Source organism: Nonomuraea sp. NPDC003560 (assembly GCF_042878785.1).
Classification (GTDB): domain Bacteria; phylum Actinomycetota; class Actinomycetes; order Streptosporangiales; family Streptosporangiaceae; genus Nonomuraea.
The window spans coordinates 640849-655644 of record NZ_JBIAOF010000001.1; the positions used below are offsets into that span (position 1 = coordinate 640849).

Below are 14796 nucleotides of genomic sequence, written 5' to 3' on the forward strand. Positions count from 1 at the left end.
TATCCACGGGAACCGAGAACCAACGTCCGGGCCGATCGCCCTGGAGCGCGAAGGAATGTCATGGCATCCATCGTTCTGACGAACGTCGACAAGATCTACGCCGGTGGCGTGAAGGCCGTGAACGGGCTGAACCTTGAGATCAAGGACGGCGAGTTCATGGTGCTGGTGGGCCCATCGGGTTGCGGTAAGTCGACCGCGCTCCGGATGATCGCCGGCCTTGAGGACATCAGCGGCGGCGAGATCGCCATCGGCGACAAGGTGGTCAACCACCTTCCGCCGAAGGACCGCGACATCGCGATGGTCTTCCAGAACTACGCGCTCTACCCGCACATGACGGTCGAGGAGAACCTCGCCTTCGGCCTCAAGCTCCGCAAGATGCCCAAGCCGGAGATCCAGAAGCGGGTCAACGAGGCCGCCAAGATGCTCGGCCTGGAGACCTACCTCAAGCGCAAGCCGGCCGCTCTGTCCGGTGGTCAGCGCCAGCGTGTCGCCATGGGCCGCGCCATCGTCCGCGAGCCGCAGGCCTTCCTCATGGACGAGCCGCTGTCGAACCTCGACGCCAAGCTCCGCGTCTCCATGCGCGCCTCGCTCAACACCCTGCACGAGCGCCTCGGCGTCACCACCGTGTACGTCACCCACGACCAGGTCGAGGCCATGACCCTCGGCGACCGGGTCTGCGTCCTGCGCGACGGTCTGCTCCAGCAGGTCGACACCCCGCAGAACCTGTTCGACAAGCCGGTCAACCTGTTCGTCGCCGGCTTCATGGGCTCGCCCTCGATGAACTTCGTCACCGCCGAGCTGGCCCGCGACAACGGCGCGGTCGTGCGCTTCGCCGACATCAGCCTGCCGATCCCCGACTCGGCCTTCGCCGACAAGCCGGGCCTCGACCAGTACATCGGCAAGAAGGTCATCCTCGGCATCCGCCCGTCGGACTTCGAGGACGCCAACTCGGCCGGCAACCACGCCAACGGCTGGGCCACCCTGCCCGTCAAGGCGGAGGTCACCGAGGAGCTGGGCTCCGAGATCAACGTGCTGTTCCTGATCGACGCCCCGCCGGTCGAGCACAAGGACACCGTCGCCGCCGCCGACACGGGCGACGACGAGGAGGCGGCGCTGCCGCTCGTGGGCGACAAGTCCCTGTGGACCGCCCGCGTCAACGCCCGCAGCCACGTGCGCCCCGGCCAGCGCATCGACCTGGTCCTGGACACGCACAACCTGCACTTCTTCGACCCGACGAGCGGCCTGGCCATCGGCCACGAGGCCAACCGCTAGCAGAGCCCGCCGGATCTTCCGGTTCCCGGCCGTGAGTCACTCACGGCCGTCCCGGGCCCCCACCGCGACCCCCTCCCGCGGCGGGGGCCCACCTTGTTGTGGTACGCGCCGAGGTCAGCGGCGGCCGAGCCTGGCCGAGACGCGCCCGGCCAGGTTGTGCGGCACCAGCTTGCCGATCGCCACGATGGCCTTGTAGCGCAGGTCGGGCACCGAGACCCGCTTGCCGAGCGCGAGGTCGCGCATGGCGTCCCTGACCACGTTGTCGGCCTTCAGCCACAGGAACCCCGGGATGCCCGAGGTGTCCATGGACGCCCGCTGGTGGAACTCGGTGCGCACGAAACCCGGGCACAGCGCCATGATCTTGATCCGCGGGTTGCGCACGTCGTTGGCCGCCGACTCGCTGAAGTTGACCACCCACGCCTTCGAGGCGCTGTAGGTGCCGCGGGAGAAGAACGCCGCGACCGACGCCACGTTGATCACCGCGCCCCGGTCGCGCTTGCGCATCGCGGGCAGCGCCGCCAGGGTGAGCCGCAGCACGGCCTCGCAGTGGACCTTCAGCATGCGCAGCTCGTCCTCGACCGGCACCTTCAGGAAGTCGCCGGGGTGGCCGAAACCGGCGTTGTTCACCAGCAGGTCGACGCCGTCGCGGAGCCTCGACTCGACCCTGGCCAGGCCCTCCTCGGTGGCCAGGTCGGCGGGCAGCACCTCGACGTCCACGCCGTACCTGAGCCTGAGCTGGTCGGCGACCTGGACGAGCCGCTGCTCGTCGCGCGCGACCAGGACGAGCGAGCAGGCGTCGGCGGCCAGGCGGCGGGCGAACGCGGCGCCGATGCCGGCGGTGGCGCCCGTGATCAATGCGGTAGGCATGTCCTGAACCTTAACGTCCCCGGTCGGGCGTGCGAGTATGGACGGCGTGCGCCCCCTCGCGGCCGTGCTCCTCCTAGCCCTCACCGCCTGCTCGGCCGCCTCGTCCCCGCCCGGCCCGGCCACCGTGTCCGCCGCCCCGCCGGCCTCCACCCGGCCTTCTCCGCCGGCGAGCCCCGAGCCGAAGAGCGCTCCCCGGCAGGTGCGCTTCCGCGAGCTCGGCCGGTTCGAACGGCCGGTCGCCCTCGCCGCGCGCAAGGGCGAGGCCCGGCTCTACGTCGCCGAGCAGGGCGGCCGGCTGCGCGCCACGGACGGCGACGTCATCGTCGACCTGTCGGGCGAGGTGAGCGGCGGCAACGAGCAGGGCCTGCTCGGCGTGGCCTTCCATCCCTCCGGCCGCTGGCTCTACCTCGACTGGACCGACACCCGCGGCGCCACCCACGTCACCGAATGGGCCTTCGACGGCCGGCGCGCCACCGGCCGGCGCGACGTGCTCACCCAGGAGCAGCCGTACGCCAACCACAACGGCGGCCAGCTCGCCTTCGGCCCTGACGGCCATCTCTACGTCGGGCTCGGCGACGGCGGCAGCGCGGGCGACCCGCAGGGCAACGGCCAGGACCTCGGCACGCTGCTGGGCAAGATCCTGCGCATCGACCCGCGCGGCAGGCCGTACAAGGTGCCGCGGGACAACCCGTTCGCCGGACAGGACGGCGCGCGGCCCGAGATCTGGGCCTACGGCCTGCGCAACCCCTGGCGGTTCGGCTTCGACCGGCACAGCGGCGACCTGTGGATCGGCGACGTCGGCCAGGACGAGGTGGAGGAGGTCGACCGCCAGCCGGCCGCCTCCAAGGGCGGCGAGAACTACGGCTGGAACCTGCGCGAGGGCGGGCGGCCCTTCCGCGGCGGCACGGGCCGCGGCCTGACCGAGCCGGTCATCACCTACCCCCTGCACAAGGACGGCAGCTGCTCGGTGATCGCCGGGTACGTCTACCGCGGCGCCGCGCTGCCCTGGCTGCGCGGCAGCTTCCTGTACGGGGACTTCTGCGCCGGCTGGGTCAGGGCCGCGCCCGCGGCCGAGCCGTCGAAGGCGGCCGAGATCGGCCGGGTCGAGCAGCTCTCCTCCTTCGGGGAGGGGCTCGACGGCGAGCTGTACGCGCTCAGCCTGCGGGGTCCGCTCTACCGGATCGAGCCTGCCTGACCCGCTCGATCAGCTCCTCGACCTGGTCGTTGAGCCGCGATCCGCGGGTCCAGCCGGCGTAGTGGGTCAGGAAGACCACCACCTCGCGCAGCTCGCTCTCGCTCAGGTCGCCCGCCCGCAGCGCGACGTCGAGCTGCACGGCGGTCAGCTCGTCGAGCCCCTGTCCGACGAGCAGCCCGAGCAGCAGCAGCCGGCGCTCCTTGACCGACAGGGCGGTCCTCGACCACAGGTCGGCGAACTGCCGCTCAGCCGTCATGCCGAAGGAGTCGACGGTCTCCATCGCGGGTTCTTTCATGGTGCGCTCCGAGGCTCGGGATGGGCGTCCTCATATCCTTTGCTACTTCCTGTGGTCTACCAATGGGGGTTGCACGAACGTTGTATCCCGGGCGACCGTAGAGTGTGGCGACCTGGCTCATACCACCATTTGGTGATCTGTAACAAGTAAAGCCAATCAATGGCCAAGATTTGGTCAAGATTTCTCATCGTGCATCCGGCCTCATTCCGCATGAAAGCGGGCACAACAACTGCGTTGGTCCGTAAAGCGGAGGTAAGCCCTGGTGAAAAGGACACGGGCTTGGATCGCGCTCATGGTCGCGGTTTTCGTGCTGCCGGCGTGCGGGCAGCCGGAGTTCACCTACGTACGGGACAGGGAAGGCACCACCTATTTCAAGGTGCCCGCCTCGTTCACGCAGCTCAACGCCAATCCGATCGAACTGTATCTGACGGGTGACCGACCCGGTTCGCTGGCGGCGGCGACACGCGCGCAGCGGGTCTGGTCCACGGCCTTCGACCAGTCGGCCGAGCCGTCGGTCAACCATCTGCTGAGCTCGTCCGACCCGTTCGTGTACGCCACCGTGCACAAGCTCACCGAGCAGCAGCGGGACGCGATCTCGCTCAACCGGCTGCGCGACTTCGTGCTGCCCGTGACGGACCCGATGCGCGAGCTGTACGAGCAGCAGGCCATGACCACCGGCCGGCCGCCGATGTTCGCCAAGTTCGAGCTCCTCAGCGATGACGTCCTCGCCCTGGAGAACGGCGCCAGAGGCGTACGGGTGCGCTTCAACTACCAGATCGGCGCCGACGTCCAGACGTTCGACCAGACCGCGATCCTCGACGAGAGGGGCGCGACGGTCTCGGTCATGCTCATCGGCTGCCGGGCGACCTGCTATCGCGAGCGCGGCGCCGAGTTCGACAAGATCGCGGGTTCGTTCAAGCTGCTCCGGCTGCCCGGATGAGGGGACGTCAGTGACCACCACCGTTCAGCACGAAGGGCTGCGCGCCCCCGGCAGCGGGCCCTCCGACCCCGACTCCGTGACCAGGAAGAAGATGCAGTTCTGGGACCGGAGCAAGTTCCTCGTCGCGCTGGTCCTGGCCTACCTGATCCTCACCTGGAAGGTGATGGCCGACTGGACGGGCGTCGTGACCTTCCCCGAGGCGGCCTGGAAGATCGGCTACGAGTACCAGTGGATCTTCTGGCTGCTCGGCGCCGAGGCCCTGCGGCAACTGCACTTCCTGGTCAGCGAGCACTGGTCGGGCTACCACCGGTTCTGGAGCCAGAAGGTCTTCGGCGGGTTCGAGCGGTGGACGCACCGGCGCTTCGACGACTGGACCAGGTACCGCATCTCCAGAGCCCTGAAGATCGCCTTCTTCGTCACGCTGACCGCGCTCGTGGCGGGGGCGGTGCTGGACGTCAGCCCGTTCGTCGCCCTGTTGCAGGCGCCGACGCTGATCTGGCAGGCGCTGCCGTTCCTGCTGCAGATCGTCTTCCTGTTCTTCTTCGTCATCATCCAGTTCGTCGGCCTGTTCTGGTTCCTGTCCAGGGGCGGCGTGGAGACGTACTTCCCCGACGACATCAAGACCCGCTTCGCCGACGTCTGGGGACAGGACCACGTGGTCGAGCGGGTCCAGGAGAACATCGTCTTCCTGGAGAGGCCCGACGAGATCGAGCGGCGCGGCGGGTACGTGCCCAGCGGCCTGCTGCTGTGGGGCCCGCCGGGCACCGGCAAGACGCTGATGGCCGAGGCCGTGGCCGGCGAGACCGGCAAGCCGTACGTGTTCGTGGATCCGGGAGCCTTCACGAACATGTTCATGGGCGTCGGCATCCTGAAGGTGAAGGGCCTGTTCAGGAAGCTGCGCAAGCTGGCGCTGCGGTACGGCGGCGTGATCGTCTTCTTCGACGAGGCCGACTCGCTCGGCAAGCGCGGCAAGCTGGCCCAGCAGGGTCCGCCCGGGCAGGGCGGCTTCTCGGCGCACACCGGCTTGTCCGGGCACTCAGGCTTGTCCGGGCACTCCGGCTTCACTGCGCACTCCGGCTGCCACGGGATGACGTACCTGTCGGAGGAGAGCCGCTCGGTGCTGGCCTACAAGGGCCGGCGGGAGGCCGCCGACCCGCCGGGCACCTGGCGCGAGCGCTTCTTCGCCGGCGGCGGCATGATGAACAGCGGCGACCCCGGCACCCTCCAGGCGCTGCTCACCGAGCTGTCCGGGCTCAAGAAGCCGCGCGGCTTCTTCAACCGGCTGGTCAGGCGGCTGCTCGGGATGCGGCCCAAGCCGCCGCCCAAATACCGCATCCTCGTCATGATGGCCACCAACCGGCCCGACGCGCTGGACGAGGCGCTGCTGCGGCCGGGCCGCATCGACCGCATCTACAAGGTCGGCTACCCGTCCAAGGCCGGGCGGGTGCGGACGTACCAGGGCTATTTCGACAAGGTCGAGCACGAGCTCACCGGGGAGCAGATCGACAAGCTGGCCACGATCACGCCGTACGCGACCGGGGCCACGATCAAGGACCTGGTCAACGAGTCGCTGATCACCGCCATCCGCGACGGCCGGGAGGTCATCACCTGGTCGGACGTGCTGCGCGCCAAGCGGCTCAAGCAGCTCGGCCCGCCCGAGGACGTCGAGTACATCGAGCGCGAGCGGCACGCCGTGGCCGTGCACGAGGCGTGCCACGCCGTGGTGGCGTACGTGACCCGGTTCCATCTGGAGATCGACATCGCCACCATCGAGAAGGGCGCCGACTACCTGGGCATGGTCGCCTCGATCAAGCCCGAGGACCAGTTCACCCGCTGGAAGTCCGAGTACGAGGCCGACATCATGGTCTCCCTGGCCTCGCTGGCCGGCGAGCGCATGTTCTTCGGCGAGGACAACTCCTCCGGCGTCTCCGGCGACCTGCACGCGGCCACGTTCCTCACCGCGCTCATGGAGTCGTACTGGGGGATGGGCTCCGGCGTCACGTCGCTGCCCGCGCTCCAGGAGCTGGAGATCCACGGCGGCAAGGCCATGCGCGGCCGGGGCGGCGGGGGAGGCGGCATCGGCATCACCGAGCGCGAGCCGGTGCGCGCCGCGCCCGACCTGACCCCCGACGTGCTGGGCGAGCGCATCGAGTTCAACCTGGTGCGGCTGCTGGAGAAGACCGAGCGGCTGCTGGAGGAGCACCGCAGGCAGGTGCTGTGCCTGGCGCACGCTCTGGAGACGCACAAGACGCTCAACGGCGACGACGTGGTGGCCGTCATCCGCGGCGAGCGCGGACCGCTCGTGGACGGCACGATCTACGCCTCCGACGAGCTCTACGAGCAGCTGGAGGACTACCACCACGACGCGGCCAGGGCGCACAAGGAGCACAGCCGCATCGAGCGCGAGCTGCCCGGCCCGGTGGAGGAGGAGGCCGCGCCCCGGGCGGTCGCCTTCGCCGCCCCGGCCGCGGGCGCCGGCCCGGCCGTGGCGCAGGTGATCACGGCCGAGGTCACCCGGATCGACCAGGGCGTCGGGCAGGGCGTCGGGCAGGGCGTCGGGCAGGGTGTCGGGCAGGGTGTCGGGCAGGGTGTCGGGCAGGGCGTCGAACAGGGCGGTGATCGGCCCGAGTTCGTGCCGTGGGCGCCAGGCCCGCGGGCCGCCGCAATCCCGTCAGCAGTCCCATCAGCGGGCCCGTCAGTGGTCCAGGCGGTCCCGGCGGGGATTCCGGCCGCCGGCCCGCACGCGGGCTTCGGGCCCGTCCCCGGGGCGGTCGCCGAGGCCCGGCCGCGGCGGCGCGCCGGACGGGCCTGGCTGGTCGTGGCCAGCCTGCTCGGGCTGATCGCGCTGGCCCTGATCGCGGCGCTGGCGGTGACCGGCGCGGTGCCCGGCGCGGGCGCCGACGTCGCGGCGGCTCCCGCGCTCGCCTCGCCGGCCCTGCTGCTCCTGCTGTTCGTCGTGGTCGTCGGGGTGGTCGTGGGCGCCGGGCTCGCGTTCGTGGTGGTCAGGGGCGTACGGACGGCGCAGGCCAAGGCGGAACGCGAGCGCGATGAGGCCCACCGGCGGGCCCAGCTGCTGGCCGCGGCCATGGACCCGGACACCGCCATGCGGCTGCTCGGCTACGACGGCACCGGCAACGGCAACGGCAACGGGACCCGGGCCGATGGGTGATCATGTGATCACTTAGAGTAAGGACGTATGAGCAAGGACGGCGTCGTACGCAGCCTGGTCCCCGCCCGCATGGACCGCCTGCCGTGGGCGCCGTTCCACACCCGGCTGGTGATCGCGCTCGGCGTGGCCTGGGTGCTCGACGGGCTGGAGATCACCATCGCCAGCAACGTCGGGGCGTTCCTGCAGCGCCCCGACACGCTCGGCTTCACCTCCGCCGAGGTGGGCCTGTCGGCCACCGTCTACCTGATCGGCCAGGTGGCCGGCGCGCTCTACTTCGGCTGGCTGTCCGACCGGCTCGGCCGCCGGAAGCTGTTCATCCTCACGCTCGGCATCTACCTGGTCGCCAGCGGCCTGACCGCCCTGTCGTGGGACCTGTGGAGCTTCCTGGTGCTGCGTTTCGTGGCGGGGGCGGGCATCGGCGGCGAGTACGCGGCCGTCAACTCCGCCATCGACGAGATGATCCCCTCCCACTACCGGGGCCACGTCGACCTGGCCATCAACGGCACCTACTGGCTGGGCTCGCTGCTGGCCACCTCGGCCACGTTCCTGCTGCTGCACCCAGGCGGGCCGCTGGACCCCGACTGGGCCTGGCGGCTCGGGTTCGCGGTCGGGCCGGTGATCGGCCTGGCCATCTGGGGGCTGCGCCGGCATCTGCCGGAGAGCCCGCGCTGGCTGATGACGCACGGCCGCGAGGAGGAGGCCGAGCTGGTCGTCGCCCGCATCGAGCGGGAGGTCGAGCGGGAGGACCGGGTCAGGCTGGAGCCGGTGCCGCAGGAGCAGGCGCTGGAGATCGTCCCCGAGCATCACGCGCCGCTGTCGCAGGTCGCCAGGACGTTGTTCCGCACGTACCCGGAACGCTCGGTGCTGGGGGCGACGCTGATGATCTGCCAGTCGTTCCTCTACAACGCCGTGTTCTTCACCTACTCGCTGGTCCTGACGCACTTCTACGGCGTCCCGGCGGGCTCGGTGCCGCAGTACATGTTCGCCTTCGCGGCCGGGAACCTGCTCGGGCCGCTGCTGCTCGGCAGGCTGTTCGACACCGTCGGGCGCAGACAGATGATCTCGGCCACGTACATCACCTCGGGGCTGCTGCTGGCGGTGACCGGGTGGCTGTTCAAGGAGGGGATGCTGACGGCGGTCACGCAGACCGTGCTCTGGTCGGTGATCTTCTTCATCGCCTCGGCGGCGGCCAGCTCGGCGTACCTGACCGTGAGCGAGATCTTCCCGATCGAGCTGCGGGCCCAGGCCATCGCCATCTTCTTCGCGCTCGGGCAGGTCGCGGGCGCGTTCGGGCCGACGGTCTTCGCCTCGCTCATCGGCGACCAGCGCAACCCCGACCCCACCCGGCTGTTCTACGGCTACTGCTTCGGCGCCGGGATGATGGTGGCGGCCGGACTGGTGGAGATCGTCTTCGGGGTGAAGGCCGAGCGCACGCCGCTGGAGCACATCGCGGCCCCGCTGACCTCCCGCCAGGCCACCCCTACCTAGCCGGGCCCTGCCCGCCCTGGGGCCCGCCCTGGTGCCCGGCCTGGTGCCCGGCCTGGTGCTCGGCGTGCGCCCGCGCCACCAGGGCGGCCAGCCGCTCGTCCCGGGCGACGCCGGCGCGCTGCCGCTCCGGCAGCTCGCCCAGCCGCGCCTCGGCCGCGAGCAGGTCGTGGTAGACCTCCTCGCGCCGCGCCGGGTCCTTCTCCACGTCCAGGTAGTCCTGGGCGTGCCGGCGGACGGCCGACACCACGTTCTGCGCCCGGCCGCGGGGGCTGGCCAGCGAGGCGGCCACGGTGACCAGCAGCACGCCGACGATCACCGACAGGGACAGCCCGGTGCTGATCTCGGTGACGTTCACCGGCTCGCCGTCGTTGATGAACGGCACGTTGTTCTCGTGCAGCGCGTGCAGCCCGAGCTTGACGCCGATGAAGGCCAGGATGACCGCCAGCCCGTAGGCGAGGTAGATGAGCCGGTCGAGCAGGCCGTCGATGAGGAAGTAGAGCTGCCGCAGCCCCAGCAGGGAGAAGGCGGTGGCGGTGAAGACGAGGTAGACGTTCTGGGTGAGGCCGAAGATGGCCGGGATGGAGTCGAGAGCGAACAGCACGTCGGTGCCGGCCAGGGCGATCATGACCAGCAACATCGGCGTCATCACCCGGCGGCCGTCCACCACCGTGAACAGCCGGTCGCCGTCGTAGCTGTCGGTGGCGCGGAACAGCCCGCGGGCCAGGCGGACCATGACGTTGTCGGTGTGGCCCTCGCCGCCCTCGGGCCGCAGCAGGTTGCCCGCCGTGAGCAGCAGGATCAGGCTGAAGACGTAGAACACCCAGGCGAACGTCTCGATCATCGCGGCGCCGAGGAGGATGAACCCGGTCCTGGCGATCAGCGAGAAGACGATGCCGAACAGCAGGGCCTTCTGCTGGTCGGCGCGCGGCACCCGGAAGCTCGCCATGATGACGAGGAAGACGAACAGGTTGTCGACCGACAGCGCCTTCTCCGTCACGTACCCGGCGAAGTACTCCGCGCCCGGCTCGGCGCCGCCGAACGCCCACACGCCCACGCCGAACAGCAGGGCGACCCCGACGTACAGGGCCGACCAGACGGCCGCCTCGCGCAGCGCGGGGACGTGCGCCTGCCGTACGTGGAAGAAGAAGTCGAACAGCAGCAGGCCGGCGATCCCCAGGATCGTCAGCCACCACACGGGCGCGGACACGTCCACGAACGCTCCTCGGGCTAGAGGCGGATCTCCAGGCGGCCGACCGGCTCGGCCAGTTCCGCCTCCTCGTAGGCGAAGTGCGAGGCCAGGGCCTGCGAGAGCCGTTCGACGCCGGCCCGGACCCGGTCGATCCTGGCCGGGTCGGCGATCATCTCCGCGCACGCCCGGTCCAGGCGGTCCAGCAGCTCGGCGATGACCTCGTGCTCCTGTTCCAGCTTCTTGACCACCGGCTCCAGGGCGGGGTCGCGCTCGGTGAGGGCGGGGAAGGTGCTGCCGTGCTCGACGTCGTGGTGCACGGTCAGCAGGCGGCGGAAGGTCGCGCAGAACACGCCGAGCGTCCAGTGGTTCTGGCGCAGCGCGAGCCGGTCGCCGTCCTGGCGCGGGGCCGCGGTCTCGGCGGCGACCTGCTCGACCGCGTCCCTGACCTGGCGGAGCTGGGCGCGGTAGCCGTCGTGCACGTCCACCAGACGGCGGCCGAGCCGGGCCTGGTCGGCGGTCAGGGGCGCGGGGTCGCCGCCGGCCGTCCTGGGCCGGCCGGGCTCGTCCAGGTCGGGGATCGTCAGCGGCCGGCGGACCGGCTCGGGCGCGGGCCGGCCGCGCTCCCTGGCCACGGCCGCCCGTACGGCGGGCGCGACCTCCTCGGCGAACACCCGCAGATCACGCTCGGCCTCCACCCCCGGGGCCAGCACGAACCCGCTCATGCCCGCCTCGAACACCAGCTCCGTGAGCTGCTCGGCCCACAGGGCGGCGGGCCCGTCGAGGAAGCCCGCGCCGGGCAGCGGCGACAGGCTGCCGCCGAGGTTGTAGACCTTGCGGATCGCCGCCGGGTCGCGCCCGGCGTCCGCGGCGGCCGCGTCGAGGATCCTGGCCTGCGCGGTCACCGCCTCGGGCGGACTGTGGAAGGACGAGGTCAGCCAGCCGTCGCCCGTGCGGCCGGTCAGCTCCAGCATCCGCCGCCCGGTCGCGCCGATCCAGATCCCGATCGGGTGCGGCGGGAACGGGCCGGGCCGCGCGCCCGCCAGCCGGTGGTGGCCGCCGGAGAAGGTCACCGGGTCGCCCGGCGTCCACAGCGCCCGGATGACGGTGATCGCCTCGGCCAGCGCCTCGATCGACTCGCCGGGGGAGAGCCGGGGGCCGCCCATGGCGGCGATGGCGTCCCACAGCGCGCCCGCGCCGAGCCCCAGCTCCACGCGGCCGCCACTGAGGATGTCCAGCGAGGCGGCGGCCCTGGCCAGCACGGCGGGCGGTCGCAGCGGCAGGTTCGCCACGTCGGGCACCAGCCGGACGCGCTCGGTGCGCTGCGCGATGGTGGCCAGCAGGGTCCAGGAGTCGAGGAATCCCGCCTGGTAGGGGTGGTCCTGGACGCCGACCAGGTCCAGGCCGAGCCGGTCGGCGAGCTCGGCGTGCCGCAGGACCCGGTCGCCGTCCGCCGCCTCGGGCGCGAGCAGCGCGCCGAACCAGACATCCTCCATGATCATCATCCCCCGGCCTCGATCGTCGCACGGCCGCCGTCCCCCGGACGGCCGACCTGCCCCAGCTAACCGCCTTTATTGGATTTACCCCCTAATAGCGGAACGGGTGGCGGCACGATTAACACGGCGTTCACATTCGGGCAAAAACCGGGAAATGGCCATCCATAAGACTCGGCGTGGCTGAGAGAAATCCCGAAAGGATCACCGTGAGCTACAAGGCTGAGTACATCTGGATCGACGGCACCGAGCCCACCGCTCTGCTGCGCTCGAAGACGAAGATCCTGGCCGACGGTGCCGAGCCTCCGGTCTGGGGCTTCGACGGCTCCAGCACCAACCAGGCCCAGGGCCACGCCTCCGACCGCGTGCTCCGCCCGGTGTTCACCTGCCCCGACCCGATCCGCGGCGGCGACAACGTGCTCGTGCTGTGCGAGGTCGAGGAGATCGACGGGACGCCCCACTCCAGCAACACCCGCGCCCTGCTGCGCCCGATCGCCGAGCGGTACGCCGACCAGGAGTCCTGGTTCGGCATCGAGCAGGAGTACACCTTCTTCAAGGGCAGCCGCCCGCTCGGCTTCCCCGAGGGCGGCTTCCCCGCCCCGCAGGGCCACTACTACTGCGGCGTGGGCGCCGAGGCCGTGTTCGGCCGCGACATCGTCGAGCTGCACCTCGACCGCTGCCTGGCGGCCGGCCTGGCCGTCTCCGGCATCAACGCCGAGGTCATGCCCGGCCAGTGGGAGTTCCAGATCGGCCCGGCCGGCCCCCTTGAGGTCTCCGACCACATGTGGGTCGCCCGCTACCTGCTCTACCGGACGGCCGAGGAGTTCGGCGTCGAGGCCACCCTCGACGCCAAGCCCGCCCGCGGCGACTGGAACGGCGCCGGCGCGCACACCAACTTCTCCACCAAGGCGATGCGCGAGAGCTACGACGCCATCATCACCGCCTGCGAGGCGCTCGGCGAGGGCGACAAGCCCATGGAGCACGTCTCCCAGTACGGCGCCGACATCGAGCTGCGCCTGACCGGCCACCACGAGACCGCCCCGTGGAACAAGTACACCTACGGCGTGTCCAACCGCGGCGCGTCCGTGCGCATCCCGTGGCAGGTCGAGGTGGACAAGAAGGGCTACATCGAGGACCGTCGCCCGAACGCCAACGTGGACCCGTACGTGGTCACCCGCCTGCTGGTGAACACCTGCTGCGAGGCCCTGGAGAAGGCCGGCCAGGTCTGATCCGCCCGCACACCTGAGAAGCCGCCCCCGGCCGGGGGCGGCTTCTTGCGTCTCAGATCCGGAACTCCAGGTCCGGGACGATCTCCGCCACGTCCATCTGGGCCTTCTGCAGCCGGCCCGAGAAGTCCCAGTTCATCGCCTGCCAGCGGGTGAACTGGTCGAGCACCCACATGCCCGACTGGCGGCTGCCGTTGCCCGACTTGCCGTTGCCGCCGAAGGGCAGGTGGGCCTCGGCGCCGGAGGTGGAGTTGTTGACGCTGACCATGCCGGCCGAGATGCCCTCGCGGAAGCGGAAGGCGTGCTTGGGGTTGGTCGTGTAGATCGAGCTCGACAGGCCGTAACCGGGGCGGTTGGCCAGCTCGACGGCCTCGTCCAGGGTGGAGAAGGTGGTCACGCCGACGATCGGGCCGAACGTCTCCTCCAGGAACAGCCGGTCGCCGGGCCGCACGCCGTCGACGATGACCGGGTGGTAGTAGAGGCCGCCGTCGCCGTCGAAGTCGCCGCGCGGGTTGTCCTCGGTGATCCTGCCCGTGCTGCCCGAGACGACCTCGTGGTGGGGCTGGATCCAGGTCAGGTACTCCTCGTACCGGTCGGCGAACTTCTGGTCGAGCAGCGGGCCGGCCAGCACGTCCTGCTCGGGGTCGCCGATCCTGGCCGCCGCGGCCGCCCGCGCGAACCGCTCGACGAACTCGTCGTGCACGCTCTCGTGCACGATGACCGTGCCCAGGCTGGTGCAGCGCTGGCCGGCGGTGCCGAAGCCGGAGAACAGCGCGCCCTCGACGGCCAGGTCGAGGTCGGCGTCCGGCATGATCACCATCGGGTTCTTGCCGCCGAGCTCCAGGCACGCCGACTGCAGGTGGCGCCCGGCCAGTTCGCCGACCTTCCTGCCGACCTCGCTCGACCCGGTGAAGCCGACCTTGTGCACGCTGCCCTCCTCCAGGGCCAGCTCCAGCCCCGCGAAGGTCTGCGCGCCGTCGGCGAAGACCACGTTGAGCACCCCGTCGGGCAGCCCCGAGGCGGCGAACAGCCGGTACATGGCCTCGGCGGAGGCGGCGGCGTACTCGGCGGGCTTCCATACCACGGCGTTGCCGCACAGCAGCGCGGGCACGAGGTACCAGGACGGCACGGCCACGGGGAAGTTGCCCGCCGTGATCACCGCGGCGACCCCGACCGGGTTGCGGAAGGTGAACAGGTTCTTGTCCGGCATCTCCGACGGAACGGTCTGCCCGTAGAGCCGGCGGCCCTCGCCCAGGAAGAAGTCACAGGTGTCGACGATCTCCCGCACCTCGCCCAGCGCCTCGGCGTACGGCTTGCCGATCTCCCGGGTGACCAGGCGGGCCAGGCTCTCGGCGTTGGCCTCGACCAGCCGCCCGATGGAGGCGATCACCCGGCCGCGCACCGGCGGCGGCACCTTGGCCCACTCGCGCTGGGCCTCCTTGGCGGTGCGGCAGGCGGCGGCGAACGCGGCGGCGTCGGCCAGGCCGACCCGGGCCACGACCTCGCCGGGGCGGGCGGGATTGGTCGACTCGTACACGCTCTCGCCGGTGGTGTCCTTCCCACCCACGATTGACACGATCTGACGGCTCACCGGTGGCCTCCTCGTAGTTCCTCCGGACAGACAATCATCTCGCCGGAAAAAACCCAAGAATCCCGTCAGCGTGC

The 14796-nt window shown here is 70.8% G+C and carries 11 protein-coding genes; 6 read left to right on the forward strand and 5 right to left on the reverse strand.

Translation table 11 applies throughout. The annotated features are described in order from the left end of the window. Window positions 1–60 precede the first annotated feature (60 nt). On the forward strand, window positions 61–1272 hold the full coding sequence (locus ACFYUV_RS03115; RefSeq protein ID WP_352357172.1) for a sn-glycerol-3-phosphate ABC transporter ATP-binding protein UgpC: 1212 nt from the start codon (window positions 61–63) through the stop codon (window positions 1270–1272). 114 nt (window positions 1273–1386) lie between these two features. Here the strand turns inward: ACFYUV_RS03115 and ACFYUV_RS03120 are convergent, their stop codons facing one another. Then, window positions 1387–2139: an SDR family oxidoreductase gene (locus ACFYUV_RS03120; RefSeq protein WP_358285009.1), complete on the reverse strand. Its 753-nt coding sequence runs from the start codon at window positions 2137–2139 to the stop codon at window positions 1387–1389. Window positions 2140–2185: 46 nt separating this feature from the next. On the opposite strand from ACFYUV_RS03120, the gene ACFYUV_RS03125 reads away from it, so the two are divergent. Next, entirely contained in the window at window positions 2186–3334 is a 1149-nt protein-coding gene (locus ACFYUV_RS03125) for a PQQ-dependent sugar dehydrogenase (RefSeq protein WP_387664269.1), read from the forward strand. On the opposite strand, the gene ACFYUV_RS03130 is transcribed toward ACFYUV_RS03125, so the two are convergent. Next, window positions 3294–3629 carry a carboxymuconolactone decarboxylase family protein gene (locus ACFYUV_RS03130; RefSeq protein WP_352324894.1) on the reverse strand — a complete coding sequence of 112 codons (336 nt, stop codon included), beginning with the start codon at window positions 3627–3629 and terminating at the stop codon, window positions 3294–3296. The genes ACFYUV_RS03125 and ACFYUV_RS03130 overlap by 41 nt on opposite strands. A gap of 292 nt (window positions 3630–3921) precedes the next feature. On the opposite strand from ACFYUV_RS03130, the gene ACFYUV_RS03135 reads away from it, so the two are divergent. The 3 genes from ACFYUV_RS03135 to ACFYUV_RS03145 are packed head-to-tail and all read left to right on the forward strand — an operon-like array spanning window position 3922 to window position 9226. Further along, window positions 3922–4569 carry a hypothetical protein gene (locus ACFYUV_RS03135; RefSeq protein WP_387664271.1) on the forward strand — a complete coding sequence of 216 codons (648 nt, stop codon included), beginning with the start codon at window positions 3922–3924 and terminating at the stop codon, window positions 4567–4569. 10 nt (window positions 4570–4579) lie between these two features. Continuing rightward, window positions 4580–7738: an AAA family ATPase gene (locus ACFYUV_RS03140; protein WP_387664273.1), complete on the forward strand. Its 3159-nt coding sequence runs from the start codon at window positions 4580–4582 to the stop codon at window positions 7736–7738. A gap of 27 nt (window positions 7739–7765) precedes the next feature. Next, window positions 7766–9226 (forward strand): MFS transporter, encoded by a 1461-nt coding sequence (locus tag ACFYUV_RS03145; protein WP_358285027.1) that lies wholly within the window; start codon window positions 7766–7768, stop codon window positions 9224–9226. Here ACFYUV_RS03145 and ACFYUV_RS03150 read toward each other — a convergent pair. After that, window positions 9219–10439: a TerC family protein gene (locus ACFYUV_RS03150; RefSeq protein ID WP_387664276.1), complete on the reverse strand. Its 1221-nt coding sequence runs from the start codon at window positions 10437–10439 to the stop codon at window positions 9219–9221. The genes ACFYUV_RS03145 and ACFYUV_RS03150 overlap by 8 nt on opposite strands. A gap of 14 nt (window positions 10440–10453) precedes the next feature. Beyond that, the gene (locus tag ACFYUV_RS03155) at window positions 10454–11908 is read right to left on the reverse strand and encodes an LLM class flavin-dependent oxidoreductase (protein ID WP_387664278.1); all 1455 of its coding nucleotides are present in this window, start codon (window positions 11906–11908) and stop codon (window positions 10454–10456) included. A gap of 206 nt (window positions 11909–12114) precedes the next feature. On the opposite strand from ACFYUV_RS03155, the gene glnII reads away from it, so the two are divergent. Further along, complete coding sequence (gene glnII / locus ACFYUV_RS03160; protein WP_352357156.1) at window positions 12115–13134, forward strand: glutamine synthetase; 1020 nt, start codon at window positions 12115–12117, stop codon at window positions 13132–13134. Between the two features lie 52 nt (window positions 13135–13186). Here the strand turns inward: glnII and ACFYUV_RS03165 are convergent, their stop codons facing one another. Continuing rightward, window positions 13187–14722: an aldehyde dehydrogenase family protein gene (locus ACFYUV_RS03165; protein WP_387664281.1), complete on the reverse strand. Its 1536-nt coding sequence runs from the start codon at window positions 14720–14722 to the stop codon at window positions 13187–13189. Window positions 14723–14796 lie beyond the last annotated feature (74 nt).

Excerpts from the sequence above, each read along its gene's own strand:
- ACFYUV_RS03115 (WP_352357172.1), top strand. The coding sequence starts at position 61 with ATGGCATCCATCGTTCTGACGAACGTCGACAAGATCTACGCCGGTGGC.
- ACFYUV_RS03120 (WP_358285009.1), bottom strand. The coding sequence starts at position 2,139 with ATGCCTACCGCATTGATCACGGGCGCCACCGCCGGCATCGGCGCCGCG.
- ACFYUV_RS03145 (WP_358285027.1), top strand. The coding sequence starts at position 7,766 with ATGAGCAAGGACGGCGTCGTACGCAGCCTGGTCCCCGCCCGCATGGAC.
- ACFYUV_RS03135 (WP_387664271.1), top strand. The coding sequence starts at position 3,922 with ATGGTCGCGGTTTTCGTGCTGCCGGCGTGCGGGCAGCCGGAGTTCACC.
- ACFYUV_RS03155 (WP_387664278.1), bottom strand. The coding sequence starts at position 11,908 with ATGGAGGATGTCTGGTTCGGCGCGCTGCTCGCGCCCGAGGCGGCGGAC.
- ACFYUV_RS03130 (WP_352324894.1), bottom strand. The coding sequence starts at position 3,629 with ATGAAAGAACCCGCGATGGAGACCGTCGACTCCTTCGGCATGACGGCT.